The organism is Kitasatospora sp. Ki12 (assembly GCF_054601375.1).
The window spans coordinates 2,517,292-2,541,343 of record NZ_BAAIHT010000001.1 but is presented as its reverse complement, the minus strand read 5'-3'; the positions used below and the strand labels follow the sequence as shown (position 1 = coordinate 2,541,343).

Here is a 24,052-nt window from a genome sequence, read left to right as displayed (position 1 = left end):
TCCGCGGTCACCCCTGGAAGGATGGGGGCATGGCAGCGACCCTCGTCGACCTCACCCATCAGGTGACCACCGCGATGCCGGTCTACCCCGGCGATCCGGCCGTCCTGCTGGAGCCCGCGCTCACCACCGCCACCGCCGGGGTGAACGTGCTGGCCCTGCACCTCGGCTCGCAGTCCGGGACGCACGTGGACGCGCCGTACCACGTGGACGTCACCTGGCCGACCCTGGACGGGCTGCCGCTGGAGCGGTTCACCGGGCCGGCCGTGCTCGCCGACCTGCGCGGGCTGGAGCCCAGGGCGGCCGTCACCCCCGACCTGCTGGCGCCCGCGCTGGAGCGGGTCGCGGACACCGGCGAGGGCACCGTCCTGCTGCTGGCCACCGGCTGGGCCAGGCACTGGGGCACCGACGCCTACCTCGCCCACCCCAGCCTGACCCCGGAGGCCGCCGAGGCGATCGTGGCCGCCGGGGTGCGGACGGTCGGGGTGGACGCGCTCAGCGTCGATCCGACCCCCGACCCGGGCCCGGGCGACCCGGCGGTGGCCGCCCTGCTCGCCGATCTCACCGACGAGCACGACCAGGGCACCGCCGAGGAGCCCTCGCTCGCCGCGCACCGGGTGCTGCTGGGGGCGCCGGGCGGCGGGGTGATCGCCGAGAACCTGACCGACCTGCGGGTGCTGCTGGCGGCGCAGGAGGCCGGCCGCCCGGTGGAGGTCTCGCTGTTCCCGCTGCGGCTGGTCGCGGCGGACGGCGCCCCCGTACGGGCGGTGGCCCGGCTGGGCTGAACCGCGCCGACGGCCCCCGCCGGCACCGCACTTGGTCTAGACCATCCCCCGGTGGCGCCAGTACGCTGTCCGCCCATGGCTGAGATCATCGGAGTGATCGAGCGACTCTGGCGCTACCCCGTGAAGTCCACCGGCGGCGAGCGGCTCGACTCCGTCGAGGTGGACGGGCGCGGCCTGGCCGGCGACCGCCTCTACGCCGTCCGCGACGCGGCCGGAAGACTCGGTTCCGGCAAGAACACCCGGCGCTTCCGCCGGATGGACGGCCTGCTCCGCCTCTCCGCCCGCCTCGGCCACCGGATCGACGGTCCCGAGCTGTTCGACCCGCTCGGCCGCCCGGTCGAGCGGCCGGCCGCCTTCCTGCGCGCCTACCTCCAGCGCGAGGACGTCGAACTGGCCCGCGAGGACGCCGTCTCGCACTTCGACCGGCTGCCGGTCAGCGTGCTCTCCACCGCGACCCTGGACTGGGTCCGCGAGGCCGTCCCGTTCGCCGTCGTCGACGAGCGCCGGTTCCGGCCCAACATCGTGCTGCGCACCCCGCCCGGCACCCCGCCGTTCGTCGAGGACGCCTGGCTCGGCCGCCAGGCCCGCGGCGAGGCCCCGGACAGCGCCCGGCTCGCCTTCGCCACCTCCAGCGAGCGCTGCGCGATGAGCGGCGCCCCGCAGCCGGGACTGCCGCACGCACCCGAGATCCTCAAGGCCGTCGTGCACGCCCACGACGGCCGGCTGGACGCGCTCGCGGAGGTCGCCGCCCCGGGCCGGCTCCGGATCGGCGACCGCCTCGCCCTCGACTGACGACCCGTCAACTTGCCGTACGCGGCGGGCCGATAAGGAGGAGCGGATGCCCGGCCGGGTCGGCGAAGACGCTCCACCGGCCCGCGTCGCACAGGTGGGCCGCACCGAGCGCGCACACCTCTCGCGAACCGGCCGTTCGGGCGGGCCGGTCGCGGGGAACGACGGAGGGCATGACGATCCCTCACCGCTTGACCGGCACCGGCGACCACCACGTCCTGGTCCTGCACGACTGGTTCGGCACCAGCGCGGGCTGGGGCCCGTTCCTCGACTACCTGGACGGCGGCGCCTTCAGCTACGCCTTCCTCGACTACCGCGGCTACGGCGAGCGCAAGGACGTCACCGGCGACTACACGCTCGCCGAGATCGCCTCCGACGCGCTCGCCCTGGCCGACCAGCTCGGCTGGGACCGCTTCTCGGTGGTCGGCCACTCGATGGGCGGCAAGGCGGCCCAGCAGGTGCTCGCCGAGGCGCCGCTGCGGGTGCGCAAGCTGGTCGGCCTGGCCCCGGTGCCCGCCGGGGCCTACCCGCTGGACGAGGCCGGCGAGGCCCTGTTCTACGGCGCCGCCGGGGACCGGGAGAAGCGCTTCGCGATCCTCGACCTGGTCACCGGGCAGCGGGCCGGCCGGGTCTGGCTGGACCGGATGGTCGACCAGTCCCTGCGGCTGTCCACCGCCGAGGCCTTCGGCGGCTACGTCCGGGACTGGGCGACGGCCGACCTGGAGCGGCGGATCAGCGGCAACCCGGTGCCGGTCAAGGTCATCGTCGGCGAGCACGACCTCGCCCTCACCGCCGACGTCATGCGCGGCACCTGGCTCACCCACTACCCGAACGCGGAGCTGGAGGAGCTCGGCGGCAGCGGCCACTACCCGATGTACGAGGCGCCGGTCGCCCTGGCCACCGCCCTGGAGGGGTTCCTGCACAACTGACCCCGGATCCCCGGGAGCCGCGCGGGAGGTCGGCCGGGCCGGCTTCCCGTGCGGCTCCCGGTGACGGGCACCGGGGTAGACGCTGGCGCATGGACCCTAGACCCGTGCGCATTGGGCGTCTCATGCTTGTCGCCTACGTTCTAGGCATGACAGAAAAGCGAGTTGATGACGCGTCGCCCGTGCTGGTCGTCGGCGTCTCCGGAACGGTCGGACGGCACGTCGGGCTGCAGCTCGCGGCCTCCGGGATACGGGTGCGGACGCTGGCGAACCGCGACCTGCTCGACCCGGCGTCCCTGGAGGCGGCCGCCCAGGGCGTCGGCGCGGTGCTGCTGGGCTGGCCGCACCCGGGGACGGAGGCCGCGGCGGACGCGGTCGGCGTGCTGGCCCGGGAGGTCGGGCGGGTGGTCTTCCTCTCCTCGGCGGCCGTCCGGGACGTTCCCGAGCAGCCGGACGGCGAGGTCGAGGCGCTGCTGGTCCGCAGCGGCGTGCGGCACACGGTGCTGCGCACGTACGGGTTCGCCGCCGCGCTGCAGTGGGCGGAGGAGATCCGCGCCGGGGGCACCGTCCGGGGCTACGGCGGCGCGGCCGAGCTGAACCCGGTGGACGAGCGGGACGTGGCGGCGGTCGCCGTCCGGGCCCTGGTGGAGGACGGCCACGACGGCGCCCGCTACGTGCTGACCGGCCCGGAGTCGCCGACCCAGGCCGAGCAGGTACGGATCATCGGCGAGGCCGCCGGCCGCCCGGTGGCCTGGGAGGAGGTCCCCCGCGAGGCCGCCCGGCAGCGGATGCTCGCCGCCGGCCGGCCCCCGGCGACCGCCGACGGCGCGCTGGCCTTCGTCCACGCCCGGATCGCCGAGCCGCAGCCGCCCACCACGACCGTCCCGGACGTCACCGGCCGGCCGGCCCGCAGCTTCCGCGTCTGGGCCGCCGACCACGCCGCGCTGTTCCGGTGACGGCGCGGCCCGCCGGGAACGGGGAGCGGGCCCGGGTCAGATCCCGAGGCCGCGGATGATCAGGTCCAGCAGCGCGAAGACGAACAGCGAGATGCCCACGAACCCGTTCGTCTGGAAGAACGCCCGGTTGAGCTTCGACAGGTCGTTCGGCTTCACGATGGTGTGCTCGTACACGAAGGCGCCCGCGACGACCACCAGGCCGACCCAGAACGCCGCTCCGGCGTCCGTCAGGAGCGCGAACCAGCCCAGCAGGAGGGTGGTGAGGACGTGGCACACCCGGGCGCCCCGGATGGCCGCCGGGATGCCGAAGCGGGCCGGCACCGAGCGCACCTTGCCGTGCCGGTCGGACTCGACGTCCTGGCAGGCGTAGATGAGGTCGAAACCGCCGATCCAGATGCCGACCGCGACGCCCAGCACGACCGCGTCCCAGGACCAGCTGCCCGTGACGGCGAGCCAGGCGCCCACCGGGCCCATCGCCTGCGCGAGCCCCAGGATCGCCTGCGGGAAGTCGGTGAAGCGCTTGCCGTACGGGTAGACGACCATCGGCACCACGGCCACCGGGGCGAGCGCCAGGCAGAGCGGGTTGAGCATCGCCGCCGCGCCGAGGAACACCACCAGCGCGACCGCCGAGCCGACGTACGCGGTCTTCAACGACACCGCGCCGGTGACGAGTTCGCGCGAGGCCGTGCGCGGGTTCCGGGCGTCGATCTCGCGGTCGATGATCCGGTTGGCGGCCATCGCGAAGGTCCGCAGGCCGACCATGCAGACCGTGACGACGAACAACTGGCCCCAGTGCACCCGCTTGTCGGCCAGGAACATGGCCGTCAGCGCGGCGATGTACGCGAAGGGGAGGGCGAAGACCGAGTGCTCGATCATCACCAGACGCAGGAACGCCTTGGTGCGTCCCGGGGTTTCGACGGCAGCCGTACTCATCAGAGCCCGTACTCCTTCCAGCGGCGCGAGACCAGTGCGGCGGTGGCCGGGTCCGAGGAGACCATCTCGGGCCAGCCGCCGTCCCGGGTGTAGCCCTCCTCGGGCAGCTTGCGGGTCGCGTCGATGCCGGCCTTGCCGCCCCAGAACTGCTGGTACGAGGCGTGGTCGAGGTGGTCGACCGGGCCCTCGACCACGGTGAGGTCGCGGCTGTAGTCGACGTTGCCGAAGGCCCGCCAGGCGACTTCCTGGTAGTCGTGCACGTCGCAGTCGGAGTCCACCACGATGATCAGCTTGGTCAGCGACATCATGTGCGCGCCCCAGATCGCGTGCATCGTCTTCTGGGCGTGCTTGGGGTACTTCTTGTCGATCGAGACGATCACGCAGTTGTGGAAGCCGCCGGCCTCGGGCAGGTCGTAGTCGACGATGTCCGGGATGATGATCTTCAGCAGCGGCAGGAAGAAGCGCTCGGTGAACTTGCCCAGCGGGCCGTCCTCCGTCGGCGGGCGGCCGACCACGATGGACTGCAGGATCGGGCGGCGGCGCATCGTCACGCAGTCGATCTTCAGCGCCGGGAACGGCTCCTGCGGGGTGTAGAAGCCGGTGTGGTCGCCGAACGGGCCCTCGGGCAGCATCTCGCCGGGCTCCAGCCAGCCCTCCAGGACCACCTCGGCGTCGGCCGGGACCTGCAGCGGCACGGTCTTGCAGTCGACCATCCGCACCCGCTCCCCCGCGACGAAGCCGGCGAAGAGGTACTCGTCGATGTCGCCCGGCAGCGGCGCGGTGGCCGCGTAGGTGACGGCCGGCGGGCAGCCGAAGGCGATCGCGACCGGGAGGCGCTCGCCGCGGCGCTCGGCCACCGCGTAGTGGTTGCGGCTGTCCTTGTGGATCTGCCAGTGCATGCCGATGGTGCGGCGGTCGTGCCGCTGGAGCCGGTAGAGGCCGAGGTTGCGGACGCCGGTGTCCGGGTCCTTGGTGTGGGTGAGGCCCAGGTTGAAGAAGGAGCCGCCGTCCATCGGCCAGGTGAAGAGGGCGGGCAGCTCGTCCAGGTCGACGTCGTCGCCGGTGAGCACCACCTCCTGCACCGGGGCGTCGCCGGACTTCACGTGCCGCGGCGGGACGTGCGCCATCGAGGCGAGCTTGCCGAAGGCGTCGCGGAAGCCGGTGAAGCCCTGCGGCAGCTCCGGCTTGAGCAGGCCGGCGATCTTCTCCGCGATGTCGTCCGGGCCCTTGAGGCCGAGCGCCTTGGCCAGCCGCCGCTCGGTGCCGAAGACGTTCATCGCGAGCGGCATCGACGAGCCCTTGACGTTCTCGAAGAGCAGCGCCGGGCCCTTGGCCTTCTGCACCCGGTCGACGATCTCGCCGATCTCCAGGTGGGGATCCACCTCCGCCTTGATGCGCTTGAGGTCGCCTTCGCGGTCGAGGGCCCGGAGAAACGAGCGGAGATCGTCGTATGCCATGCCTGTCAGTATCCGCCACCAGATAGCCTGGCTTGCGTCAAGGGCCCGGGAAGGCGCCCGCCACTGCCGCCCGTTGGGGGGAGATCGCAGCCATGTTGCGGATTCTGCTGACCATCGTCCTTCCGCTCGCGCTCTGGGTCTGGGCGTTCGTCGACTGTCTGACCACGCCCGAGGACGAGGTGAAGCACCTGCCGAAGGTGGTCTGGGTGCTGATCGTGCTGCTCTTCCCGCCGCTGGGCCCGATCGCCTGGCTGATCGCCGGCCGGCAGCGCGGCTTCCTGCGGGTCGCGGCCGCCGACGGCCACCCGGGTCGCCCGGCGGCCGACGGTCCGGGGCGCCCGGCCGGGCGCGGCGGGCGGCCGCTCGCACCGGACGACGACCCCGAGTTCCTCGCCTCGTTGAAGAAGAACGACAAGGACCACGAGTCGATGCTGGAGCAGTGGGAGGCCGATCTGCGCCGCCGGGAGCGCGAGCTGCGCGACCGGGACGAGCCGGAGGACGGCCGGAAGCCCTGATCACCGGGGGTTCGCGCCTCCCTCCAACGGCCCACCCGAGCGTCCTGGGGTGGGCCACGGCCTTTTTGGCGCTTCCCTACGACTGGAGGCCGTCTCACACGGATGGCCGCCGTCCGGGCCCCCGGCTTGAGCGGACCTTGAGCGGCACCCCAGACGGCCGCCCTACATTACTGAGGGAAGGCCCTGACCTGCGCTTTTCTTCAGGCTCAGATCATCGGACCATCATCTGCCCGACAACCCCCGGTAATCGAACGAACACTGAGTGCCCCGGCTCCGACCCGACCGCTTCTGTGCAGGCCTGACAGCTAAACGAACCCGACCTTGTACGGAATCGACGCCGAAACCAGCGCACGGCCCCTCGTACAGTCATAAGTGAAGAAAGTGATTCGCGGCCGGGGGCACAGCAGACGTTGGCTGTCGGACAGTTCCCTCACCCTTGGAGTGGTTCGAGATGACGGTTGTGCATGAGGCGCCGGTCGACGGCGAGGTCCCCGAGGTCCCGGCCGACGCCCGCGGGCGGGTCGCCGAGCTGCACGAGCTGCGCGAGAAGGTCCTCCGCGGCCCCAGTGAGAAGGCCACCGAGGCCCAGCACGCCAAGGGCAAGCTGACCGCGCGCGAGCGCATCGAGCTGCTGCTGGACGAGGGCTCCTTCCACGAGGTCGAGCCGCTGCGCCGGCACCGCGCCCAGGGCTTCGGCCTGGAGGCCAAGAAGCCGCACACCGACGGCGTCGTGGTCGGCTGGGGCACGGTCCACGGCCGCACCGTCTTCACCTACGCGCACGACTTCCGGATCTTCGGCGGCGCGCTGGGCGAGGCCCACGCGCAGAAGATCCACAAGATCATGGACATGGCCATCGCGGCCGGCGCGCCGCTGGTCTCGCTGAACGACGGCGCCGGCGCCCGCATCCAGGAGGGCGTCACCGCCCTCGCCGGCTACGGCGGCATCTTCCAGCGCAACACCAAGGCCTCCGGCGTCATCCCGCAGATCTCGGTGATGCTCGGCCCGTGCGCCGGCGGCGCCGCGTACTCCCCCGCGCTGACCGACTTCGTCTTCATGGTCCGCGAGACCTCGCAGATGTTCATCACCGGCCCGGACGTGGTCCAGGCGGTGACCGGCGAGAAGATCACCCAGAACGGCCTCGGCGGCGCGGACGTGCACGCCGGCGTCTCCGGCGTGGCCCACTTCATCTACGACGACGAGCAGTCCTGCATCGAGGAGGTCCGCTACCTCCTCTCGCTGCTGCCGCAGAACAACCGCGAGATGCCCCCGCCCGTGATGAGCGAGGACCCGGTCGAGCGGAGCAACGACAGCCTGCTGGACCTGGTGCCCGCCGACGGCAACCGCCCGTACGACATGCGCAAGGTGATCGAGGAGATCGTCGACCACGGCGAGTACCTGGAGGTCCACGAGCGCTGGGCCACCAACGTGCTGTGCGTGCTGGCCCGGATCGACGGCCACGTCACCGGCATCATCGCCAACCAGCCGCAGTCGCTGGCCGGCGTGCTGGACATCAACGCCAGCGAGAAGGCCGCCCGCTTCGTGCAGATGTGCGACGCCTTCAACATCCCGCTGGTCACCCTGCTCGACGTCCCCGGCTTCCTGCCCGGCGTCGACCAGGAGCACGGCGGCATCATCCGCCACGGCGCCAAGCTGCTGTACGCGTACTGCAACGCCACCGTGCCGCGCATCTCGCTGATCCTGCGCAAGGCCTACGGCGGCGCCTACATCGTGATGGACTCCCGCTCCATCGGCGCCGACCTCTCCTACGCCTGGCCGACCAACGAGATCGCCGTCATGGGCGCCGAGGGGGCGGCCAACGTCATCTTCCGGCGCGAGATCAACGCTGCCGAGGACCCGGAAGCCATGCGGGCCCAGAAGATCAAGGAATACAAGAGCGAGCTGATGCACCCGTACTACGCGGCCGAGCGCGGCCTCGTGGACGACGTCATCGACCCGGCCGAGACCCGCCGGGTGATCGCCTCCGCACTGGCGATGCTCCGCACCAAGCACGCCGACCTGCCCAGCCGCAAGCACGGCAACCCGCCGATGTAGTGGGCGCGGTGCGCACCGCAGCAGGCCGTACCGAGCCACCTCAGACCACAGCCACCGGGGGAGAAACCAGAACATGACCGCTTCCGCCGAACCGCTCGTCCGCATCGTCCGCGGCACCCTCACCGACGAGGAACTCGCCGCCCTGACCGCCGTCCTGATGGCGCGCGCCGCCGCCGCGCAGCACGCCGCCGCCACCGCGCAGGTCGAGCCGATCGCCAACTGGCAGCGCCTGGAGCGCCGCCCGGCCTACTACTCGCCGGTCAGCTGGCAGCAGGCCGCCTGACGCACCGCGGCTTCCGCCGACGGCCGGTCACCCCGCACGGGTGGCCGGCCGTCGGCCGTTCCCCGGCAGCGGACGCACCCTTCGCGCCCGTCCGGCCGGTGGCCGACCGCCCGTGCGCCGGACCGGCCGGCGGGCGGCTCGGTAGGATGCCTACTGGACGGTATGCCTCCGACGCCCCGTCGGCCCCCATAGGATCGGCCGCTGCCGAGGTACCAGAACTTTCCCAGGGAGGCTGCGATGGCCAGGCAGGCCCGCGCGCTGGCGACCCGCCAGGCGGTACTCCTCGCGGCGGCCGAGGTGTTCGACGAGCGGGGCTACGCCGCCGCCACGATGTCCGAGATCCTGGACCGCGCCGGCGTCACCAAGGGCGCGCTGTACTTCCACTTCCGCTCCAAGGAGGACCTGGCGCTCGCCGTCATCGAGGGGCAGGGCGCCTGGATCGCCGGCTGGCACCCGTCCTCGGACAGCTCGGTGCAGAACCTGATCGACCTCGGGTACGCCTTCGCCCGCGCGCTCCAGGACGACCCGCTGGTGCGCGGCAGCATCCGGCTGACGATCGAGCACGGCAGCTTCACCCAGCCGCAGATCGCGGCCTACCAGGGCTGGATGGACCTGGTCCGGGAGCTGCTGGAGCACGCCAGGGACGCCGGGGACCTCCACCCGGGGGTCGACCTGGTCGCGGCCTCCGGGGTGATCACCGGGGCCGTCACGGGGATCCAGCTGAGCTCCCAGGTGCTGGCCGACCGGCAGGACCTGATCCAGCGGATGGCCGACCTGTGGACGCTGCTGCTGCCCGGCCTGGTCCAGCCGCACGCGCTCGCCCGGCTGAGCGTGGCCGAGCGGGCCTGAGGCCCGGACGGCGGGCGCCCGCCGCGAGCCCCACCGCGGGCCCGCAACAGGCCCGCAGCAGGCGCACGGCGGGCCCACAGCGGGCCCGGATCAGACCCGGTAGCCGGCCCGGTCCTCGGCCGCCACCAGGGCCGGCAGCGCGGCCGCCCAGACCCGGCGCACGGCCTCCGGCCGGGGCCGGTCGGCCTCCTCGCCCGACAGCAGCACCTGACCGGCCGCCACGGCGGTGAGCAGCTCGGCGGCGGCCCGCCGGTCCACCCCGGGGCACAGCTCCCCGGCCTCGGCGGCGCGGTCCAGCAGCCGGTGGACGACCGCGGTGAGGCTGCGCCAGGTGGCGTCCGGCCCCGGCGGGCCGCCCTGGCCGCCCTGGCCGTCGCCCCGGCGCAGGCCCTGGCGGCCGAGCCGGACGCCGGCCCGCACCACCACGTCCTCCCGGAGCATCCGGGCCAGCTCGTGCGAGAAGTCGATCAGCCCCTGGAGGGCCGGTCCGTCGGCGCGCAGGGCGCGCAGCGCGGCCGAGCCGACCTCCCGCCCGGCGGCGCGGCGCACCCCGTCGGCGAGGGCCTGCTTGGACACGAAGTGGAAGTAGAGGGCGCCCTTGCTGACGCCGGCGCGACGGCTGATGTCGACCAGGCTGGCGGCCTCGAAGCCCACCCGCGCGAAGGTCTCCGCCGCGGCTAGCAGCACGGCCTGCCGGGTCCGCCCAGCCCGTTCCTGCTTGACCACTGGCCCCCTCCGGACTCGGCCGGGCGCGATTCCCGCCCCGCCCGGCTGTTGTCGGCCCGCCCCCTGCCAGGAGCGGCGCTCGCATGCGGACGGCCGCGACCGAAACCGCATGGTTGGTATCTAATCTAGCGCCTGCTTCGCCCCCGCCGTCCAGCGGGGACCACCCCCCGCCCAAGGTCTGCGGTACCCCGTAGGGCATTGCCCCAGCCCACGGGGCGGGTAGCGTGAACGCGCCGGGCTGTGCGACCGGGGCACCCCAGTCGCCGAACACAAACCGGGTGGTATGTATGTTTTGCTCGGGCGTCCATGGCGGCCGCTCGACCGACACCCTGGGAGCGGGGGCCAGTCATGCCATCGATCGTAGAGCCGGACCCGCACGGCGCGTACGCCCGCCCCGGAACCGGCCAGGGCCCCGGTTCCGGCTACGACTTCCACGACCGGACCGTCTCCCGGCACCTGGTGCACCGCGCCTCGGTCTCCGAGGTCTTCCTCACCGGCTGGCAGGCCACCGGCCCGTACGACTTCCTGCTCGGCGCCCAGTGGCCCCGGCTGCACGGCTTCTACCGGCTGCCCGGCGACCGCTACCACGACCCGGTGCTGATGGCCGAGACCGTCCGGCAGGCCGGGCTGCTGATCGGCCACGCCGGGTTCGGGGTGCCGCGCGGCCACCACTTCGTGATGGAGGACCTCTCCTACGCGCTCGACGGGCCCGGCCTGCCCGGACTGGCCGTCGCCGCGGGCCCGGCCTCGCTGATGCTCGCCGTCGGCTGCGAGGACGTCCGGATGCGGCACGGCCGGCTGGTCTCGCTGCGGATCCGCGCGGAGATCACCCGGGACGGCCGGCCGGTCGGCCGCGGCTCCGGCCAGCTGCGCGTCCTGTGCCCCGCCTCGTACGCCCGGCTCCGCGGCCCCGCGCGGCACGCCGTCGCCCCGCCCCGGCCGCCGGCCCCCACCGCGCCCGAACTCGTCGGCCGCGCCCAGCCCGCCGACGTGGTGCTCAGCCCGACCCTGCGGCCGGACACCTGGCTGCTGCGCGCCGACGCCGCGCACCCGGTGCTGTTCGACCACCAGCTGGACCACGTGCCCGGGATGCTGGTGCTGGAGGCCGCCCGGCAGGCCGCCCAACGGCTGCGCCACCCCGAACCGGTGGTCCCGGTCGAGCTGGTGACCTCCTTCGACCACTACATAGAGCTGGACCGCCCCTGCTTCGTCCGGGCCGTCCCCGAACCGGCCGCGGACGGCCGCCGGCTGCCCGTACGGGTCCAGCTGGTCCAGGACGGGCGGACGGCGGCCGAGTGCCGGCTGCTCACCGAGCCCCTGGACGGGCCGCTGGACGGGCCCGCCGAGGGCCCCACGGTGCCGCCGGCCCGGCGGGACGCCCTCGACGGCCGCCCCACCGCGCCGGGCCTCGGCAGCACCCGGCTGCCGCTGGCGAGCTGAACCCCGCCCCGGGGGCCGTCAGGCGGCCACCAGCGCCGACGACGGCCGCCCGGCGTGCATCACGCTGAGGTTGGCCGCCAGCCTGACCGGGTCCTGCGCCAGCCAGAGCCGCAGCGCCGCGCCCAGGGCGGCGCTGGCCGACTCGATCCGGACGTCGGTGATCTGCGCGATCCGGGCCGCGCCGGGCACCAGCAGGTCCGCCAGCGGGGTCGGCAGCCAGACCGTCAGGGCGCACGGCGCCGGCATCGCGAGCGCGCCCAGCAGCCGGTAGGCGTCCCCCGGCGCGCTGAGCGTGGGGATGATGTCCAGCAGGGCGTCCGCCACCACCTCGGACACGTCGCTCCGGTGTCCCTGGGCGAGCCGGCGCAGCAGCAGCTGCTCTCCGGCGGTGATTCGGACGGTCAGCATGACCTCGTCGCACTCCATTGCGCGATTTCCTCCTCAGTTCCTCCCCGTACCGGCGCGGACGCGGCCGGCACGAACTACCCCTGTCACACCTCGGCCCGGCTACCCCCTGTGGAATGCCGGGCCGGTGGGTGGTCGCGCCCCGGTCAGATCCCCGCGTACGAGTGCTTGCCGGTGACGAAGATGTTCACGCCGTAGTAGTTGAAGAGCCAGCAGGCGAAGGCCGCCAGCGCCAGGTAGGCGGCCTTGCGGCCCCTCCAGCCGGCCGTCGCGCGGGCGTGCAGGTAGCAGGCGTAGGCGACCCAGGTGATGAACGACCAGGTCTCCTTCGGGTCCCACTCCCAGTACTTGCCCCAGGCCGCCTCGGCCCAGATCGCGCCCGCGATGATGGTGAACGTCCACAGCGGGAAGACCAGCGCGTTGATCCGGTACGACAGCTTGTCGAAGGTCGACGCGGCGGGCAGACGCTGCCAGACCGACGCCGGGGTGCCCAGCGGTCCGGTGGCCAGGCCCGCCGCGGCCCGCTTCTCGAAGGAGTCCTTGCCCAGGTACAGCAGCGTGGCGATGAACGCGGCGTAGAACGCGCCGCCGCAGAAGATCGCGGTGGAGACGTGGATCGCCAGCCACGGCGAGTGCAGCGCCGGGACGAGCTGGTCGGAGTCGGTGTACAGCACCGTGGTGGCGATGCCCAGGGTCAGCAGCACCGCCAGGACGACCGGCAGGCCGAGCCAGCGGACCTTCTTCCGCGCGGCCAGCAGCACCAGGTACGCGGCCGCCATCGCGAAGGCGAAGGCGCAGGAGAACTCGTACATGTTGCCCCACGGCCAGCGGGACACCGACAGGCCGCGGGTGATGATGCCGCCGCCGTGCAGCATCAGCGCCAGTACGGTGAGGGAGACGGCGATCCGCCCGGCCAGGTCGGCCTTCTCGCTGGTGCCGGCCGCGCCCGGGCCGTCCTCCTCCTCGGCGCCGCGCCCGCTGGTGACCACCGTCGCGCCCTCGCCCGCGACCGCGGTGCGGGTGAGCGTGGTGGTGCCGCCGCCGGCCGCGGCCACGGTGACCGTGACCTTCTTCGCGGCCTTCTTCCCGGCCGCGGCGACGGCCTCGCCCAGGCTGCCCGACTGTTCCTTCGAGCGGACGGCGACGGCGCCCTTGCTGCCGAAGGTCCACTCGATCATGTGGGCGAACATGGCGAGCGTGTAGACCACCATCGCCGAATAGATCAGCTTGTTGGAGAGGTCGGCCAGCTGTGGGTCGACCGCCGAGGCGAGTTGCACCGTCTACTCCTTGGAGTTCTGGTCGGCAGGGACTGCGGGGGCTGAGGCCTCGGCCTCGGAGTCGTCGGGTGCCGCGGTGTCCTCCGCCGCGGCGGCGGGGGTGTCCTCCTCGGCGGAAGGCACGTCGTCCTCGGCTGAACCGGGGGCGTCCTCCTCCTCGGAGGCGGGCGCGTCGTCCTGGAGGTCCACCGCGAGTTCGGCCAGCTCCTCGGCGATCTTCGCCGACTCGCTGCGGCCCAGCCCGGCCAGCTCCACCTGGGTGCCGCCGCCCGGGAGGGCGACCGCCCGCACCCAGATCCGGCGGCGCTGGATGAACAGCGAGCCGATCAGGCCGAGGATCGCCAGCACGCCGCCGGTCAGGGCGATCACGTTGCCCGGGCGGTGCGAGACGTCGAAGCTGGCCCAGCGCTTGTAGCCCTCGAAGGTGACGCTGCCGTAGCCGTCCGGGAGCTCCCAGGCCTGGCCGGGCTTGAGCCGGGCCTTGGCGGGCTGGCCGTCCTGGGTCAGCTGGGTCATCTTCCGCAGGTTGAGCTGGTAGATGTTCTGCGGGAGCCCGGAGTCGGTGCCCAGGTCGCCCGCGTAGGCGTTCAGCACCAGCTCCGGCGCCGCGTCGTCCGGGAACAGCGAGACCGGACCGGTGCCCTCGAAGCTGACCGGCGCGGTCGGCAGGAAGAAGCCGCTGAAGCCGAGCTGGGTCCGCTGGCCGTCCTTCTGGCCGTAGTCGGAGACCTTCACGACACCGGTGGAGGTCTGGTTGCCGTCCTGCGGCAGGAACGGCGTGGCGCCGCTGTAGACGACGTCGCCCTTGGCGTTGCGGACGGTGACCACCGGGGCGAAGCCGTGGCCGATCAGGTAGACCTTGCTGCCGCCGATCTCCAGCGGGTGGTTGACCTCGATCGTGGACTTCTTCAGCTTCGACGTGTCACTGCCGGCCGCGTACTCGACGTTCGCGGTGAACTGCCGGGCGGCGCCGATCTGGGAGCCGCTGGACTGGAACTTCGCGGTGAAGGTGTCCAGCTTCAGGTAGAACGGGTCGAGGTCCTGGTTGCCGTAGAACCGGGTGCCGTTGAAGTCGTCGAGCTGGGTGATGGTGTTGGAGTAGGCCTCGCCCTCGACCATCAGCTTGCCGCCGGTGCCCGAGGCCAGGCTGGCCCAGGCGAAACCGCCGAGCAGCGCGAACAGCGACAGGTGGAAGAGCAGGTTGCCGACCTCGCGCAGGTAGCCCTTCTCGGCGGCCACCGCGCCGCCGGACAGGTTCGCGCGGAAGCCGCGCTTGCGCAGCAGCCGGTGGGCGGCGGCGTTCACCGCGTCGGGGTCCGCCGCGGTGCGCCAGGCGGCGTGCACCGGCATCCGGGTCAGGTTGCGCGGCGCGGCCGGCGGCTGGGCGCGCAGCACGCCGACGAACTGCCAGGTGCGCGGGACGATGCAGCCGGCCAGCGAGAGGAACAGCAGGATGTAGATCGCGGAGAACCAGACCGAGCTGTAGACGTCGAACAGCTGGAGCTTCTCGTAGACCGGCGCGACGGTGCCGTGCTGCGCCTTCCACGCCTCGACCTTCAGCTGCCCCTGGCCGTTCTGGTACTGCGGGATCAGCGAGCCGGGGATGGCGGCCAGCGAGAGCAGGAAGAGCAGGACCAGCGCGACCCGCATCGAGGTCAGCTGACGCCACATCCAGCGCGCCCAGCCGAGCACCCCTATGCCGGTCGGCCCGTCGGACTCGACCGGCGCGGTGCTGAGCCGCTCGGCGGCGGTGTCGTCCGGCGCCGGGGGCTGCTCGGTCTCGGTCGTGGTGTTGCTCACGGGTCAGATTCCGATCTGGAAGTCGGCGGTCCAGGACTGCAGCTGGCTCATCATGGAGTCCCAGATCCCGGTGACGAGCAGCAGGCCGACCGCGACGAGCATGCCGCCGCCGATCCGCATCACCAGCGGGTAGTGCCGCTTGACCCAGCCGAAGGCGCCCAGCGCCCGGCGGAAGGCCACCGCGGCCACGATGAACGGTACGCCGAGGCCGAGGCAGTAGAACGTCATCAGCAGCGCGCCGCGCTCGGCGTCGGCCTGGTTCAGGGCCAGGTTCTGGACGGTCGCCAGGGTCGGGCCGATGCACGGCGTCCAGCCGACGCCGAAGACCACGCCGAGCAGCGGGGCACCGAGCAGGCCGACCGCCGGACGGCGGTGGGAGCGCACCTCACGCATGCTCAGGCCGGGGACGAGACCCATGAAGGCGAGGCCCATCACGATCGTCACCGACCCGAGCACCATCGAGATGACCCGCTTGTGCTCCTGGAGGGTGTCGCCGAACTGGCCGAACAGCGCCCCGCCCGAGACGAACACGGCGGTGAAGCCGAGGATGAACAGCGTCGCCCCGAGCAGCATCCGGCCGCGCCGCGCGCCGCGCGCGTCCGCGAGGTCGGCGGCGGAGAAGCCGGTGACGTACGACAGGTAGCCGGGGACGAGCGGCAGTACGCAGGGGGAGAAGAACGACACCAGGCCGGCGGCCACCGCGATCGGCGCGGCCACCAGCAGCGCTCCGCTCTGGAGGGTGCCGGTGTTGTCGGCGAGCTGCTGCGGCAGGCTCACTGCTTCTGCTCCGCGACCACCGGCTGCAGGATCGACTCCAGCGCGTCCTGCGTGGTGCCGCCGACGGCGCGGGCGGCCAGCTTGCCGTCGCGGTCGACGATCAGGGTGGTCGGGATCGACTGGGGGTTGAGGCTGCCCTTGGGGAACTTGAGCAGCTGGGTGCCGGCCGGGTCGAAGATGCTCGGGTAGTTGACGCCCTGCTCCTGCTCGAAGCGGACGGCGTTGCCCTTCTCGGTGTCCCGGGTGTTGACGCCGAGGAACTGGACGCCCTGGTCCTTGTACTTGTCCGCGACGGCCTGCAGGCTCTTCGCCTCGGCCCGGCACGGGCCGCACCAGGAGCCCCAGACGTTCAGCACGACGACCTTGCCCCGGTAGTCGGAGAGCTTGGTCTGGCTCCCCTCCAGGGTCTCCCCGGAGATGTCCGGCGCGTCCCCGCGCTTGCCGGCGTCCGCCGTCGACAGGTTGGTGCCCTTGACCGTGACGAAGCCGACCTGGCCCTCGCCGCCGGCGGACGAACCCGAGGAGGAGCAGCCGGTGAGGGCGAGCGCGGCGGCCGCGGCGGTGGCGACGGCGGCTGCGGCGACACGGGGACGGGGGCGCGTCATGGCAGACATGTGAAAAGTTTCGCATGGAGTTCCGGGCAGGTTCGGGGGGGTCCTGCCTTGCGCGTCGCACCCCCGCTGACCTGCTACGACTTCGGGTCACCCGGCGCTCGCCAGGTGACCCGAAGTCATACTTACACACCGCTTACGGGCCGTGCGGAGGACAGGCGACGGACCAGCGGCGGACCAGCGGCAGGCCCTACGCGCCGAAGCTCTTGCCCACCGGCTTGTCGCCCTTGCGGCCCTTGCCCACCAGGTGCGCGGGCAGCAGGTCGCGGGCCGGCTCGCGGTAGCCGACCGAGACGATCCGGTCGCCCTCGAAGGTGAAGCTGGTCAGCGAGGCCAGCGAGCACTGCCGGTTGCGCGGGTCGTGCCACAGCCGGCGGCGCTCGACGAAGGACCGCAGGATCCAGATCGGCAGCTGGTGGCTGACACAGACCGCCTCGTGCCCGCGCGCCGCGTCCCGGGCCGCGCCGAGCGCGCCCATCATCCGCACCACCTGGTCGAGGTACGGCTCGCCCCAGGAGGGCTTGAACGGGTTGGTGAGGTACTTCCAGTACCCCGGGTTGCGCAGCGAACCGTCGCCGACCCCGAAGGTCTTGCCCTCGAAGACGTTCTCCGCCTCGATCAGCCGCTCGTCCGCCGCGACGTCCAGGCCGTGCGCCTTGGCGATCGGCTCGGCGGTCTCCTGGGCCCGCTCCAGCGGCGAGGCCACCACGTGGGTGATGTCCCGGCCGGCCAGGTCCTCGGCCACCCGGTCGGCCATCCGCCGGCCCAGCTCGGACAGGTGGTAGTCCGGCAGCCGCCCGTACAGGACGCCCTCCGGGTTGTGCACCTCGCCGTGCCGCATCACGTGGACGACGGTGATCTCTTTGGCGCTCACTTCTCGACTGCTCCTGGGACTCGGGGTGGACTAGGCCGTGGCGGCGGCAGCGGCGCGCGCGGCGGCGGGCAGGGCGGCGGCGATCCGCTCGATCGCCCGCTCGTCGTGGGCCGCCGAGACGAACCAGGACTCGAAGGCGGACGGCGGCAGGTAGACGCCCTCGGCCAGCATCGCGTGGAAGAAGGCGGTGAAACGGTACGCCTCCTGGGTCTTCGCCTCGTCGTAGTTCGTCACGGCGGCCTCGGTGAAGAACACCGAGAACATGTTCCCGGCCGTCTGCAGCCGGTGCGCCACGCCCTCCTTGGCCAGCGCCTCGGAGACCAGGCCGGAGACCTCGGCGGCGACCTCGTCCACCCTCGCGTACACCTCGTCGGTGCAGCCGCGCAGCTGGGCCAGGCCGGCCGCGGTGGCGATCGGGTTCCCGGACAGGGTGCCCGCCTGGTAGACCGGGCCGGCCGGGGCCAGGTGGGCCATCACGTCGGCGCGGCCGCCGAAGGCCGCGGCCGGGAAGCCGCCGCCCATGACCTTGCCGAAGGTCAGCAGGTCCGGGGCCCAGCCCTCGTTCGCGGCCTCCAGGCCGTACCAGCCCGCCTTGGAGACGCGGAAGCCGGTCATCACCTCGTCGGAGATGAACAGCGCGCCGTTCTCCCGGCAGGCCTTGGCCAGGCCCGCGTTGAAGCCGGGCAGCGGCGGGACGACGCCCATGTTGCCGGGCGAGGCCTCGGTGATCACGCAGGCGATCTCGCCCGGGTGGGCCGCGAAGGCCCGCTCGACGGCGGCCAGGTCGTTGTACGGCAGCACGATGGTGTCGCCGGCCTGGGCGCCGGTGACGCCCGGGGTGTCCGGCAGGCCGAAGGTGGCCACGCCGGAACCGGCGGCGGCCAGCAGGGCGTCCACATGACCGTGGTAGCAGCCGGCGAACTTCACGACCTTCGCCCGGCCGGTGAAGCCGCGGGCCAGCCGGATCGCGGACATGGTGGCCTCGGTGCCGGAGGAGACCAGGCGGACCTGCTCGACCGGGGCGACCCGGGCGACGATCTCCTCGGCCAGCTCGACCTCGCCCTGGCCGGGCGTGCCGAAGGAGGTGCCGAGGGTGACGGCCCGCTGGACGGCGTCGATCACCGCGGGGTGCGCGTGGCCGAGGATCATCGGACCCCACGAGCACACCAGGTCGACGTACTCGCGGCCGTCGGCGTCGGTGAGGTAGGGGCCGGTGCCGGACACCATGAAGCGCGGCGTGCCGCCGACCGCGCGGAAGGCGCGCACCGGGGAGTTGACGCCGCCGGGCGTCACCACGGAGGCGCGATCGAACAGCGACTGGGACTGGGGGGCTTCGTAGGGGTAGCTCACGGGAGACATGGTCTCAAATCGTGTCCTTGCCCTCTGCATGTCGGACCCGATCATCTGGAACGATGATCCGGGCACCGTTGTCTGTACGGTTGTCCCTACAGTCCGTACCGACGGGGCCGCTGAGCGCTCCGGAGGACGGACCAGTCAGACTGTGTGCACAGGGTGCGCGAGCGCTCCCGTTGTGTGCAGGGGTGTGGAAGAGGACTGCTGTGCGCCGCGAGTGGGTACGGCCCACGAGTGGGTAGGGCCCGCGAGTGGGTACGGCGGCGCATGACGGGTAAGGAGCACGTCCGGAGGGACGCCGGACGTGCGGGGGTCTGTCGATTCCGGCGAATTCCGGTGAGGATGGTCCGAGTGTCCGAGGCGCAGGACGGCTACGACGAGGCCGCGGGGGGCTCCCGCCGGCCTGCCGAGGCCGCACGCGGGGGTACGGGAGCGGGTACGGGACGTGGTCGCCGCGGCGGCGAGAGGCGGGGTGAGGGACGCGTGGGGGTGACCTACAAGTACTTCGGAGCCCCCGACCGCGCGACCGCCGCCAGAGTCCCCACCGCCCTCGGCCCGGGCGGGCTCGGCCTGGACGCCGGCGAACTCGGCTCGCTGGGGCGGCTCGGCGACCTGATGGAGACCAGCGGCTCCCCCACCGGCCACCTCTCCACCAAGATCAAACCGGAGACCATGAGCGCCATGGTCCTCACCGGCATCCAGGGCGTCCCGCTGCACCAGGTGCCGCCGCTGGAACTCGTCGTGCTGCACCCGGACTACGCCGTCGTCCAGCTCCCCCACAACGTCGTCGAGCCGCTCCGCAAGGCCGACGAGACCGAACTCGGCGCCGCCGCCTTCATCTGGTCCACCGTCCCGGACCGGCGCGGGCCGCGGGACGCCTTCGTGATCTACAGCATGCTGCACGAGTGGCAGGACTTCGCCAACCGGCTGCACGAGGCCGGCCACCAGCTGTACTGCCTGGTCTGGCCCTGAGCACGCCACCCCGGAACCGCGGAACGCGGGCCGGGGTGAGGTGATGTGACGATTCGTCAACTCTTCGTGGTGGGCTTCGGCTTGAGCACGGTGGCGGCGACCAGCAGCGCCACGGCGAGCAGTACGGCGGCGATCCCGAAGGCGAGCCGGAAGCCGCCCGCGAGGGCGTCGGGGGCGGCCTGCCCGGCCGCGGCCAGGGTGGCCGTACGGCCGTCGGCGAGGGTGGTCAGGACGGCGACCCCGAGCGCGCCGCCGACCTGCTGAGTGGTGTTGAAGAGGCCGGAGGCGGTGCCCGCGTCGTCCGGACCGGCGCCCGACATGCCGAGCACCGCGAGGGTGGAGAGCACCAGGCCGCCACCACCGATGAGCAGCATGGTCGGCAGCAGGTGGACGCCGTACTCGGCGTCGACGGGCAGCCGGGCCAGCAGGCCGAGCGCGACGACCAGCAGGGCGAGACCGGCGAGCAGGACGCGGCGCTCGCCGAAGCGCGCGCTCAGCCGGGCGGAGAGCAGCAGGGACACCGCGCCGATGGCGACCGCGGCCGGCAGCATCGCGAGGCCGGTGGCGGCGGCCCCGTAGCCGAGGACGTTCTGCATGTAGAGGGCGGCCAGGATCTGGAAGCCGAACATCCCGGAGATGGTCAGCACCTGGACGAGGTTGGCGCCGGAGACGTCGCGGGAGCGGAACATCCGCAGCGGCAGCAGCGGGTGGGCGGCCCGGCCCTCGTGCCACAGGAAGGCGGCCAGCAGGGCGACGGCGAGCGCGCCCAGGCCGAGGGTGCGGGCGGAGGCCCAACCGTACTCACCGGTGCCGACGATGGTGTAGACGCCGAGCATCAGGGCGGCGGTGATCAGCGCGGCGCCGGGGGCGTCGGCGCCGGCCCGCAGGCCGGGGCCGCGCTCGGACTCCAGCACCCGGACGGCGAGCAGGGCGGCGGCGAGGCCGAGCGGGAGGTTGATCAGGAAGATCCAGTGCCAGTTGAGCGCCTGGGTGAGCACCCCGCCGAGCACCTGGCCGATCGAGGCGCCGGCCGCGCCGACGAAGCTGAACGCGCCGATGGCGCGGCCGCGTTCGCCCGGCTCGGGGAAGAGCGTGACGATCATGCCGAGGCTGACCGAGGAGGCGAGCGCGCCGCCGACGCCCTGCAGGAAGCGGGCGCCGATCAGCAGCCCGGGGCTGGTGGCGACGGCGCAGAGCAGCGAGGCGGCGGTGAAGAGGGCGAGCCCGGCGACGAACACCCGCTTGCGGCCGATCAGGTCGCCGAGCCGGCCGGCCAGCAGCAGCAGGCCGCCGAAGGCGATCAGGTAGGCGTTGACCGTCCAGGTCAGCCCGGCCGGCGAGAAGCCGAGGTCCTCCTGGATGGCCGGCAGGGCCACGGTGACGATCGAGCCGTCCAGGATGATCATCAGCATTCCGGCACAGAGCACCGCGAGGGCGAGCAGGCGGGAACGGGTGGAGGTCGCGGAATCCGTGCGGGGCGCGACCGGCGCGTGCGTGGTCATGGCAGTTCTCCCGGTTCGTCGAGTACCGGGTAAGACGCTATCAGATTGTTTTGTTCGGGACTATCTATCTCGGGAGCAGGTTCCGAGGGCAGGCTTCGGGCGGTCGGGCTACCCCCGGGCCCGGCGGGCCCTGCGCACGGTGCGTTCGCTCTCCACCGGTTCCGCGAGATGGCCCTCCACCAGGTGGGTCAGGGCCGAGACGAGGACCTCGCGCTCGGGCTGCGGCAGCGACTCCAGCAGCTCCCGGTGCACCCGGTCGGCGATCGCGGTGCCCCGCACGACGGCCCGCTCGCCCTCCTCGGTGACCGAGATGATCCGGGCCCGGCGGTCGGTCGCGGACGGGCGGCGCTCGGCCAGGCCCGCCTTCTCCAGCTCGTCGACGGTGACCACCATCGTGGTCTTGTCCAGGTCGGCCAGCTCGGCCAGCTGGATCTGGGTGCGCTCGGCCTCCTGCGCGTGGAACAGCACGCAGTACGCGCGGGGGGTGATCCCGAGCTCGGTGAAGGCGGCCGACATCCGGGTCGCCAGCACATGGCTGGCGTGGTCCAGCAGGCCGGAGATGTCGCGGATCTGGCGCACGGGAGGGGTCGTCGTCATACGTCCGAGGTTAGCAACGGCCCGTCTGCTGCCGGATGATCCCGTTGCCAACCAACGCCGGGTCTACGGGATGCCCAACTCGAACAGCGCATAGCCGGCGTACCAGCCCGCCGCGATCGCGGGCATCGCGAACAGCCCGACCAGCGAGGACAGCCGCACCTTGCGCAGCGCGAACGCCAGGCCGATGCAGAGCGGGAAGGCCGGCAGCAGGTAGCGCGAGATGTTGCCGAAGATCTGGTTGCTGCTCAGCGCGGTGGCGATGGTCAGCGCCGTGTAGACCCAGAGCACCAGCGGCGGCCGGGCGCGCCAGAGCAGCACCAGCAGGCCGGGCAGGGCGATCAGCAGGGCGATCGCGATCAGGTCCGGGACGGGGTTGGACTGCCAGAAGTCCCAATGCCCGGTGATCACGTCCATGAACGTGCGGAGCGTGGAGGCGCCGCCGTCGAAGTAGCGGTTCCACGCGCCGCGCTGGAGCTTGAAGTAACCGCCCCAGTCCCCCATCCTCCAGCCGACCCAGGCGACGTAGCCGATCAGGCCCCAGGGCGTGATCAGCATCGCGGTCAGCGGACGGGCCACCCCGTCGGTGCGGCGGACCAGCGCGACCAGCGCGGCGATCGAGACGGCGGCGATCAGCGCGGCGGCGGTCGGCCGGTTGAGGCCCGCCACCAGTGCCAGCAGGCCGGCGGTCAGCCAGCGGCGGGTCATCACGCAGTAGCAGGCCCACGCCGACAGCGCGACGAACAGCGAGTCCGAGTAGACCGCCCACTCCACGCCGGAGCCCGGGAACAGGCCCCAGATCACCGCGGCGGTCATGCCCGCCCGGAAGCCGCCGAGCCGCTCGGCGATCGCGAAGATCCCGGCCGCGGCGACCAGCGAGGCCAGCACCGAGACCACGATCCCGGAGCCGTACGGGCCGAGCCCGGTGACCGCGCCGACCAGCCGCATCAGCCACGGGTAGAGCGGGAAGAAGGCGGCCGAGTTCTCGTAGTAGGTGGCCAGCGGGAAGCCGCGCAGCGGGATCAGCTGCGGGTCGTACCCGTTCTCGGCGATCCGCTGGTACCAGACGCCGTCCCAGGTGCCCAGCACGTCCCACGGGTTGGCGCCGCCGCCGCGGCCCGGCTGCTTCTTCAGGTAGTCCCCGGTGTGCGAGAGCAGCAGCAGGAAGACGGTCAGGCCGGTGGCCTTGACCACCGCGTACGCGCCCAGCGCGGGTGCGAAGCGGTCCACCAGCGCCCCGAACCGCCCGGGTGCCCGGCCCGCCCCCGTCCCGGACGGCTCCGCCGTCGTCGCCGCGGCGGGCGCCCCGGGTTCGGTGCTGCCGGGCTCGGTGCTGGACGACTCGGTGCTCGATGCCGTGCTCATCTGCTCTGGGTACTCCCCGCCCCGCTCGTGGTCCGCGCGGCTCCGGCGCAACGATGTTCCCGAGAGCCTACGGCACGCCCCCGGCGGGCCCGCCGACCCCCGCCCGGTGGAAAACCCCTGGCGCCCGGGCAGCGGCGCCCGCGACGATTCCCCGTATGCCCAGCACCCCCGCGACACGCCTGATCAGGGCCGAGCACACCGCCGACACGATCACCGTCTACCAGGCGTTCCCGCCGGAGATCGCGGAGCCCGCGGCCGCCGAGGGGCGGTTCCCGGAGGCCTTCAAGCGCGACCGGATGACCTGGATCAAGCCGTCGTTCCTCTGGATGATGCACCGCAGCGACTGGGGCCGCAGCCCCGGGCAGGAGCGGGTGCTGGCCCTGGAGATCAGCCGGGAGGGCTTCGACTGGGCGCTGGAGCGGGCGGTGCTGAGCGCCTACACCGGCCGGGTGCACGACTCGCAGGCGGCCTGGAAGCGGGAGCTGCGGCAGAGCCCGGTGCGGGTCCAGTGGGACCCGGAGCGCGATCTGCACCTGCGGCCGCTGGACCACCGGGCGGTCCAGGTCGGGCTGCGCGGCGAGGCGGTGCGGCGGTACGCGGACGAGTGGATCCGGCGGATCTCGGACGTCACCGCGCTCGCCGAGCGGGTGCGGGTGGGGCGGGATCCGGGGCTGCTGCCGGTCGAGACGGCGTACCCGGTGGGTGCGGCCGTCGCCGCCCGGTTGGGGGCGGCGACGGCGTGAGGGGCGGGGTCAGCCCTCGGCTCAGGCCCTGACTCAGGCCCTGGCTCAGCTCTTGGCTCAGCCCTTGGCT

Annotated in this window: 24 protein-coding genes; 11 read left to right on the top strand and 13 right to left on the bottom strand. The window is 72.9% G+C overall.

Annotated elements, in window-relative coordinates; genetic code table 11:
• Nucleotides 1–29 precede the first annotated feature (29 nt).
• The 4 genes from ACYP53_RS11140 to ACYP53_RS11125 all read left to right on the top strand — a co-directional run bounded on the left by ACYP53_RS11140 (nucleotide 30) and on the right by ACYP53_RS11125 (nucleotide 3,453).
• A complete protein-coding gene (locus tag ACYP53_RS11140) occupies nucleotides 30–782 on the top strand; it encodes a cyclase family protein (protein WP_189915984.1) in 753 nt (250 codons plus the stop codon).
• Between the two features lie 75 nt (nucleotides 783–857).
• A complete protein-coding gene (locus ACYP53_RS11135) occupies nucleotides 858–1,574 on the top strand; it encodes an MOSC domain-containing protein (RefSeq protein ID WP_459647303.1) in 717 nt (238 codons plus the stop codon).
• 170 nt (nucleotides 1,575–1,744) lie between these two features.
• The gene (locus tag ACYP53_RS11130; protein WP_189915982.1) at nucleotides 1,745–2,500 is read left to right on the top strand and encodes an alpha/beta fold hydrolase; all 756 of its coding nucleotides are present in this window, start codon (nucleotides 1,745–1,747) and stop codon (nucleotides 2,498–2,500) included.
• A 146-nt stretch (nucleotides 2,501–2,646) separates the two neighbouring features.
• Nucleotides 2,647–3,453: a Rossmann-fold NAD(P)-binding domain-containing protein gene (locus tag ACYP53_RS11125; protein WP_459647302.1), complete on the top strand. Its 807-nt coding sequence runs from the start codon at nucleotides 2,647–2,649 to the stop codon at nucleotides 3,451–3,453.
• A 36-nt stretch (nucleotides 3,454–3,489) separates the two neighbouring features.
• Here ACYP53_RS11125 and mqnP read toward each other — a convergent pair whose 3' ends face one another.
• A complete protein-coding gene (gene mqnP / locus ACYP53_RS11120; RefSeq protein WP_189915981.1) occupies nucleotides 3,490–4,386 on the bottom strand; it encodes a menaquinone biosynthesis prenyltransferase MqnP in 897 nt (298 codons plus the stop codon).
• The gene (locus tag ACYP53_RS11115; protein ID WP_189915980.1) at nucleotides 4,386–5,843 is read right to left on the bottom strand and encodes a menaquinone biosynthesis decarboxylase; all 1,458 of its coding nucleotides are present in this window, start codon (nucleotides 5,841–5,843) and stop codon (nucleotides 4,386–4,388) included. Before ACYP53_RS11115 ends, mqnP begins: the two co-directional genes overlap by 1 nt.
• 92 nt (nucleotides 5,844–5,935) lie before the next feature.
• Here ACYP53_RS11115 and ACYP53_RS11110 point away from each other — a divergent pair, with 92 nt between their 5' ends.
• The 4 genes from ACYP53_RS11110 to ACYP53_RS11095 all read left to right on the top strand — a co-directional run bounded on the left by ACYP53_RS11110 (nucleotide 5,936) and on the right by ACYP53_RS11095 (nucleotide 9,543).
• Nucleotides 5,936–6,358: a PLD nuclease N-terminal domain-containing protein gene (locus ACYP53_RS11110; protein WP_189915979.1), complete on the top strand. Its 423-nt coding sequence runs from the start codon at nucleotides 5,936–5,938 to the stop codon at nucleotides 6,356–6,358.
• Between the two features lie 451 nt (nucleotides 6,359–6,809).
• The gene (locus tag ACYP53_RS11105) at nucleotides 6,810–8,411 is read left to right on the top strand and encodes an acyl-CoA carboxylase subunit beta (RefSeq protein ID WP_459647301.1); all 1,602 of its coding nucleotides are present in this window, start codon (nucleotides 6,810–6,812) and stop codon (nucleotides 8,409–8,411) included.
• Between the two features lie 73 nt (nucleotides 8,412–8,484).
• Entirely contained in the window at nucleotides 8,485–8,694 is a 210-nt protein-coding gene (locus ACYP53_RS11100) for an acyl-CoA carboxylase subunit epsilon (protein ID WP_189915977.1), read from the top strand.
• A 237-nt stretch (nucleotides 8,695–8,931) separates the two neighbouring features.
• The gene (locus tag ACYP53_RS11095; protein ID WP_189915976.1) at nucleotides 8,932–9,543 is read left to right on the top strand and encodes a ScbR family autoregulator-binding transcription factor; all 612 of its coding nucleotides are present in this window, start codon (nucleotides 8,932–8,934) and stop codon (nucleotides 9,541–9,543) included.
• 90 nt (nucleotides 9,544–9,633) lie between these two features.
• On the opposite strand, the gene ACYP53_RS11090 is transcribed toward ACYP53_RS11095, so the two are convergent.
• On the bottom strand, nucleotides 9,634–10,269 hold the full coding sequence (locus ACYP53_RS11090) for a ScbR family autoregulator-binding transcription factor (RefSeq protein ID WP_459647300.1): 636 nt from the start codon (nucleotides 10,267–10,269) through the stop codon (nucleotides 9,634–9,636).
• Between the two features lie 348 nt (nucleotides 10,270–10,617).
• On the opposite strand from ACYP53_RS11090, the gene ACYP53_RS11085 reads away from it, so the two are divergent.
• The gene (locus tag ACYP53_RS11085; protein WP_459647299.1) at nucleotides 10,618–11,709 is read left to right on the top strand and encodes a ScbA/BarX family gamma-butyrolactone biosynthesis protein; all 1,092 of its coding nucleotides are present in this window, start codon (nucleotides 10,618–10,620) and stop codon (nucleotides 11,707–11,709) included.
• An 18-nt stretch (nucleotides 11,710–11,727) separates the two neighbouring features.
• On the opposite strand, the gene ACYP53_RS11080 is transcribed toward ACYP53_RS11085, so the two are convergent.
• From ACYP53_RS11080 to hemL, 7 genes are all read right to left on the bottom strand, one after another.
• On the bottom strand, nucleotides 11,728–12,135 hold the full coding sequence (locus ACYP53_RS11080; protein WP_189915973.1) for a hypothetical protein: 408 nt from the start codon (nucleotides 12,133–12,135) through the stop codon (nucleotides 11,728–11,730).
• A 125-nt stretch (nucleotides 12,136–12,260) separates the two neighbouring features.
• A complete protein-coding gene (gene ccsB, locus ACYP53_RS11075; protein WP_459647298.1) occupies nucleotides 12,261–13,391 on the bottom strand; it encodes a c-type cytochrome biogenesis protein CcsB in 1,131 nt (376 codons plus the stop codon).
• Between the two features lie 3 nt (nucleotides 13,392–13,394).
• Nucleotides 13,395–15,191, bottom strand: a complete 1,797-nt coding sequence (gene resB / locus ACYP53_RS11070; protein WP_459647297.1) for a cytochrome c biogenesis protein ResB — start codon at nucleotides 15,189–15,191, stop codon at nucleotides 13,395–13,397.
• A 3-nt stretch (nucleotides 15,192–15,194) separates the two neighbouring features.
• Complete coding sequence (locus tag ACYP53_RS11065) at nucleotides 15,195–15,968, bottom strand: cytochrome c biogenesis CcdA family protein (RefSeq protein WP_229928561.1); 774 nt, start codon at nucleotides 15,966–15,968, stop codon at nucleotides 15,195–15,197.
• The gene (locus tag ACYP53_RS11060; RefSeq protein WP_189915971.1) at nucleotides 15,965–16,582 is read right to left on the bottom strand and encodes a TlpA family protein disulfide reductase; all 618 of its coding nucleotides are present in this window, start codon (nucleotides 16,580–16,582) and stop codon (nucleotides 15,965–15,967) included. Before ACYP53_RS11060 ends, ACYP53_RS11065 begins: the two co-directional genes overlap by 4 nt.
• A gap of 187 nt (nucleotides 16,583–16,769) precedes the next feature.
• Nucleotides 16,770–17,420 (bottom strand): histidine phosphatase family protein, encoded by a 651-nt coding sequence (locus tag ACYP53_RS11055; RefSeq protein WP_189916225.1) that lies wholly within the window; start codon nucleotides 17,418–17,420, stop codon nucleotides 16,770–16,772.
• 63 nt (nucleotides 17,421–17,483) lie between these two features.
• Nucleotides 17,484–18,812, bottom strand: coding sequence for a glutamate-1-semialdehyde 2,1-aminomutase (gene hemL / locus ACYP53_RS11050; RefSeq protein WP_459647296.1), 1,329 nt, complete (start codon nucleotides 18,810–18,812; stop codon nucleotides 17,484–17,486).
• Between the two features lie 483 nt (nucleotides 18,813–19,295).
• On the opposite strand from hemL, the gene ACYP53_RS11045 reads away from it, so the two are divergent.
• Nucleotides 19,296–19,778 carry a hypothetical protein gene (locus tag ACYP53_RS11045; RefSeq protein WP_078589103.1) on the top strand — a complete coding sequence of 161 codons (483 nt, stop codon included), beginning with the start codon at nucleotides 19,296–19,298 and terminating at the stop codon, nucleotides 19,776–19,778.
• Nucleotides 19,779–19,834: 56 nt separating this feature from the next.
• On the opposite strand, the gene ACYP53_RS11040 is transcribed toward ACYP53_RS11045, so the two are convergent.
• The 3 genes from ACYP53_RS11040 to ACYP53_RS11030 all read right to left on the bottom strand — a co-directional run bounded on the left by ACYP53_RS11040 (nucleotide 19,835) and on the right by ACYP53_RS11030 (nucleotide 23,239).
• The gene (locus ACYP53_RS11040) at nucleotides 19,835–21,280 is read right to left on the bottom strand and encodes an MFS transporter (protein WP_459647295.1); all 1,446 of its coding nucleotides are present in this window, start codon (nucleotides 21,278–21,280) and stop codon (nucleotides 19,835–19,837) included.
• 108 nt (nucleotides 21,281–21,388) lie between these two features.
• The gene (locus tag ACYP53_RS11035) at nucleotides 21,389–21,877 is read right to left on the bottom strand and encodes a MarR family winged helix-turn-helix transcriptional regulator (protein WP_189915968.1); all 489 of its coding nucleotides are present in this window, start codon (nucleotides 21,875–21,877) and stop codon (nucleotides 21,389–21,391) included.
• Between the two features lie 63 nt (nucleotides 21,878–21,940).
• Nucleotides 21,941–23,239 carry a hypothetical protein gene (locus ACYP53_RS11030; RefSeq protein WP_459647294.1) on the bottom strand — a complete coding sequence of 433 codons (1,299 nt, stop codon included), beginning with the start codon at nucleotides 23,237–23,239 and terminating at the stop codon, nucleotides 21,941–21,943.
• Nucleotides 23,240–23,394: 155 nt separating this feature from the next.
• On the opposite strand from ACYP53_RS11030, the gene ACYP53_RS11025 reads away from it, so the two are divergent.
• Nucleotides 23,395–23,982 (top strand): DUF4291 domain-containing protein, encoded by a 588-nt coding sequence (locus tag ACYP53_RS11025; protein WP_459647293.1) that lies wholly within the window; start codon nucleotides 23,395–23,397, stop codon nucleotides 23,980–23,982.
• The last annotated feature ends 70 nt before the right edge of the window (nucleotides 23,983–24,052 follow it).

Excerpts from the sequence above, each read along its gene's own strand:
- hemL (WP_459647296.1), bottom strand. The coding sequence starts at position 18,812 with ATGTCTCCCGTGAGCTACCCCTACGAAGCCCCCCAGTCCCAGTCGCTG.
- ACYP53_RS11110 (WP_189915979.1), top strand. The coding sequence starts at position 5,936 with ATGTTGCGGATTCTGCTGACCATCGTCCTTCCGCTCGCGCTCTGGGTC.
- ACYP53_RS11100 (WP_189915977.1), top strand. The coding sequence starts at position 8,485 with ATGACCGCTTCCGCCGAACCGCTCGTCCGCATCGTCCGCGGCACCCTC.
- ACYP53_RS11030 (WP_459647294.1), bottom strand. The coding sequence starts at position 23,239 with ATGAGCACGGCATCGAGCACCGAGTCGTCCAGCACCGAGCCCGGCAGC.
- ACYP53_RS11085 (WP_459647299.1), top strand. The coding sequence starts at position 10,618 with ATGCCATCGATCGTAGAGCCGGACCCGCACGGCGCGTACGCCCGCCCC.
- ACYP53_RS11095 (WP_189915976.1), top strand. The coding sequence starts at position 8,932 with ATGGCCAGGCAGGCCCGCGCGCTGGCGACCCGCCAGGCGGTACTCCTC.
- ACYP53_RS11135 (WP_459647303.1), top strand. The coding sequence starts at position 858 with ATGGCTGAGATCATCGGAGTGATCGAGCGACTCTGGCGCTACCCCGTG.
- ACYP53_RS11060 (WP_189915971.1), bottom strand. The coding sequence starts at position 16,582 with ATGTCTGCCATGACGCGCCCCCGTCCCCGTGTCGCCGCAGCCGCCGTC.
- mqnP (WP_189915981.1), bottom strand. The coding sequence starts at position 4,386 with ATGAGTACGGCTGCCGTCGAAACCCCGGGACGCACCAAGGCGTTCCTG.
- ACYP53_RS11035 (WP_189915968.1), bottom strand. The coding sequence starts at position 21,877 with ATGACGACGACCCCTCCCGTGCGCCAGATCCGCGACATCTCCGGCCTG.
- ACYP53_RS11125 (WP_459647302.1), top strand. The coding sequence starts at position 2,647 with ATGACAGAAAAGCGAGTTGATGACGCGTCGCCCGTGCTGGTCGTCGGC.
- ACYP53_RS11080 (WP_189915973.1), bottom strand. The coding sequence starts at position 12,135 with ATGGAGTGCGACGAGGTCATGCTGACCGTCCGAATCACCGCCGGAGAG.
- ACYP53_RS11130 (WP_189915982.1), top strand. The coding sequence starts at position 1,745 with ATGACGATCCCTCACCGCTTGACCGGCACCGGCGACCACCACGTCCTG.
- ACYP53_RS11105 (WP_459647301.1), top strand. The coding sequence starts at position 6,810 with ATGACGGTTGTGCATGAGGCGCCGGTCGACGGCGAGGTCCCCGAGGTC.
- ACYP53_RS11115 (WP_189915980.1), bottom strand. The coding sequence starts at position 5,843 with ATGGCATACGACGATCTCCGCTCGTTTCTCCGGGCCCTCGACCGCGAA.
- ACYP53_RS11055 (WP_189916225.1), bottom strand. The coding sequence starts at position 17,420 with ATGCGGCACGGCGAGGTGCACAACCCGGAGGGCGTCCTGTACGGGCGG.
- ACYP53_RS11025 (WP_459647293.1), top strand. The coding sequence starts at position 23,395 with ATGCCCAGCACCCCCGCGACACGCCTGATCAGGGCCGAGCACACCGCC.
- ACYP53_RS11140 (WP_189915984.1), top strand. The coding sequence starts at position 30 with ATGGCAGCGACCCTCGTCGACCTCACCCATCAGGTGACCACCGCGATG.
- ACYP53_RS11040 (WP_459647295.1), bottom strand. The coding sequence starts at position 21,280 with ATGACCACGCACGCGCCGGTCGCGCCCCGCACGGATTCCGCGACCTCC.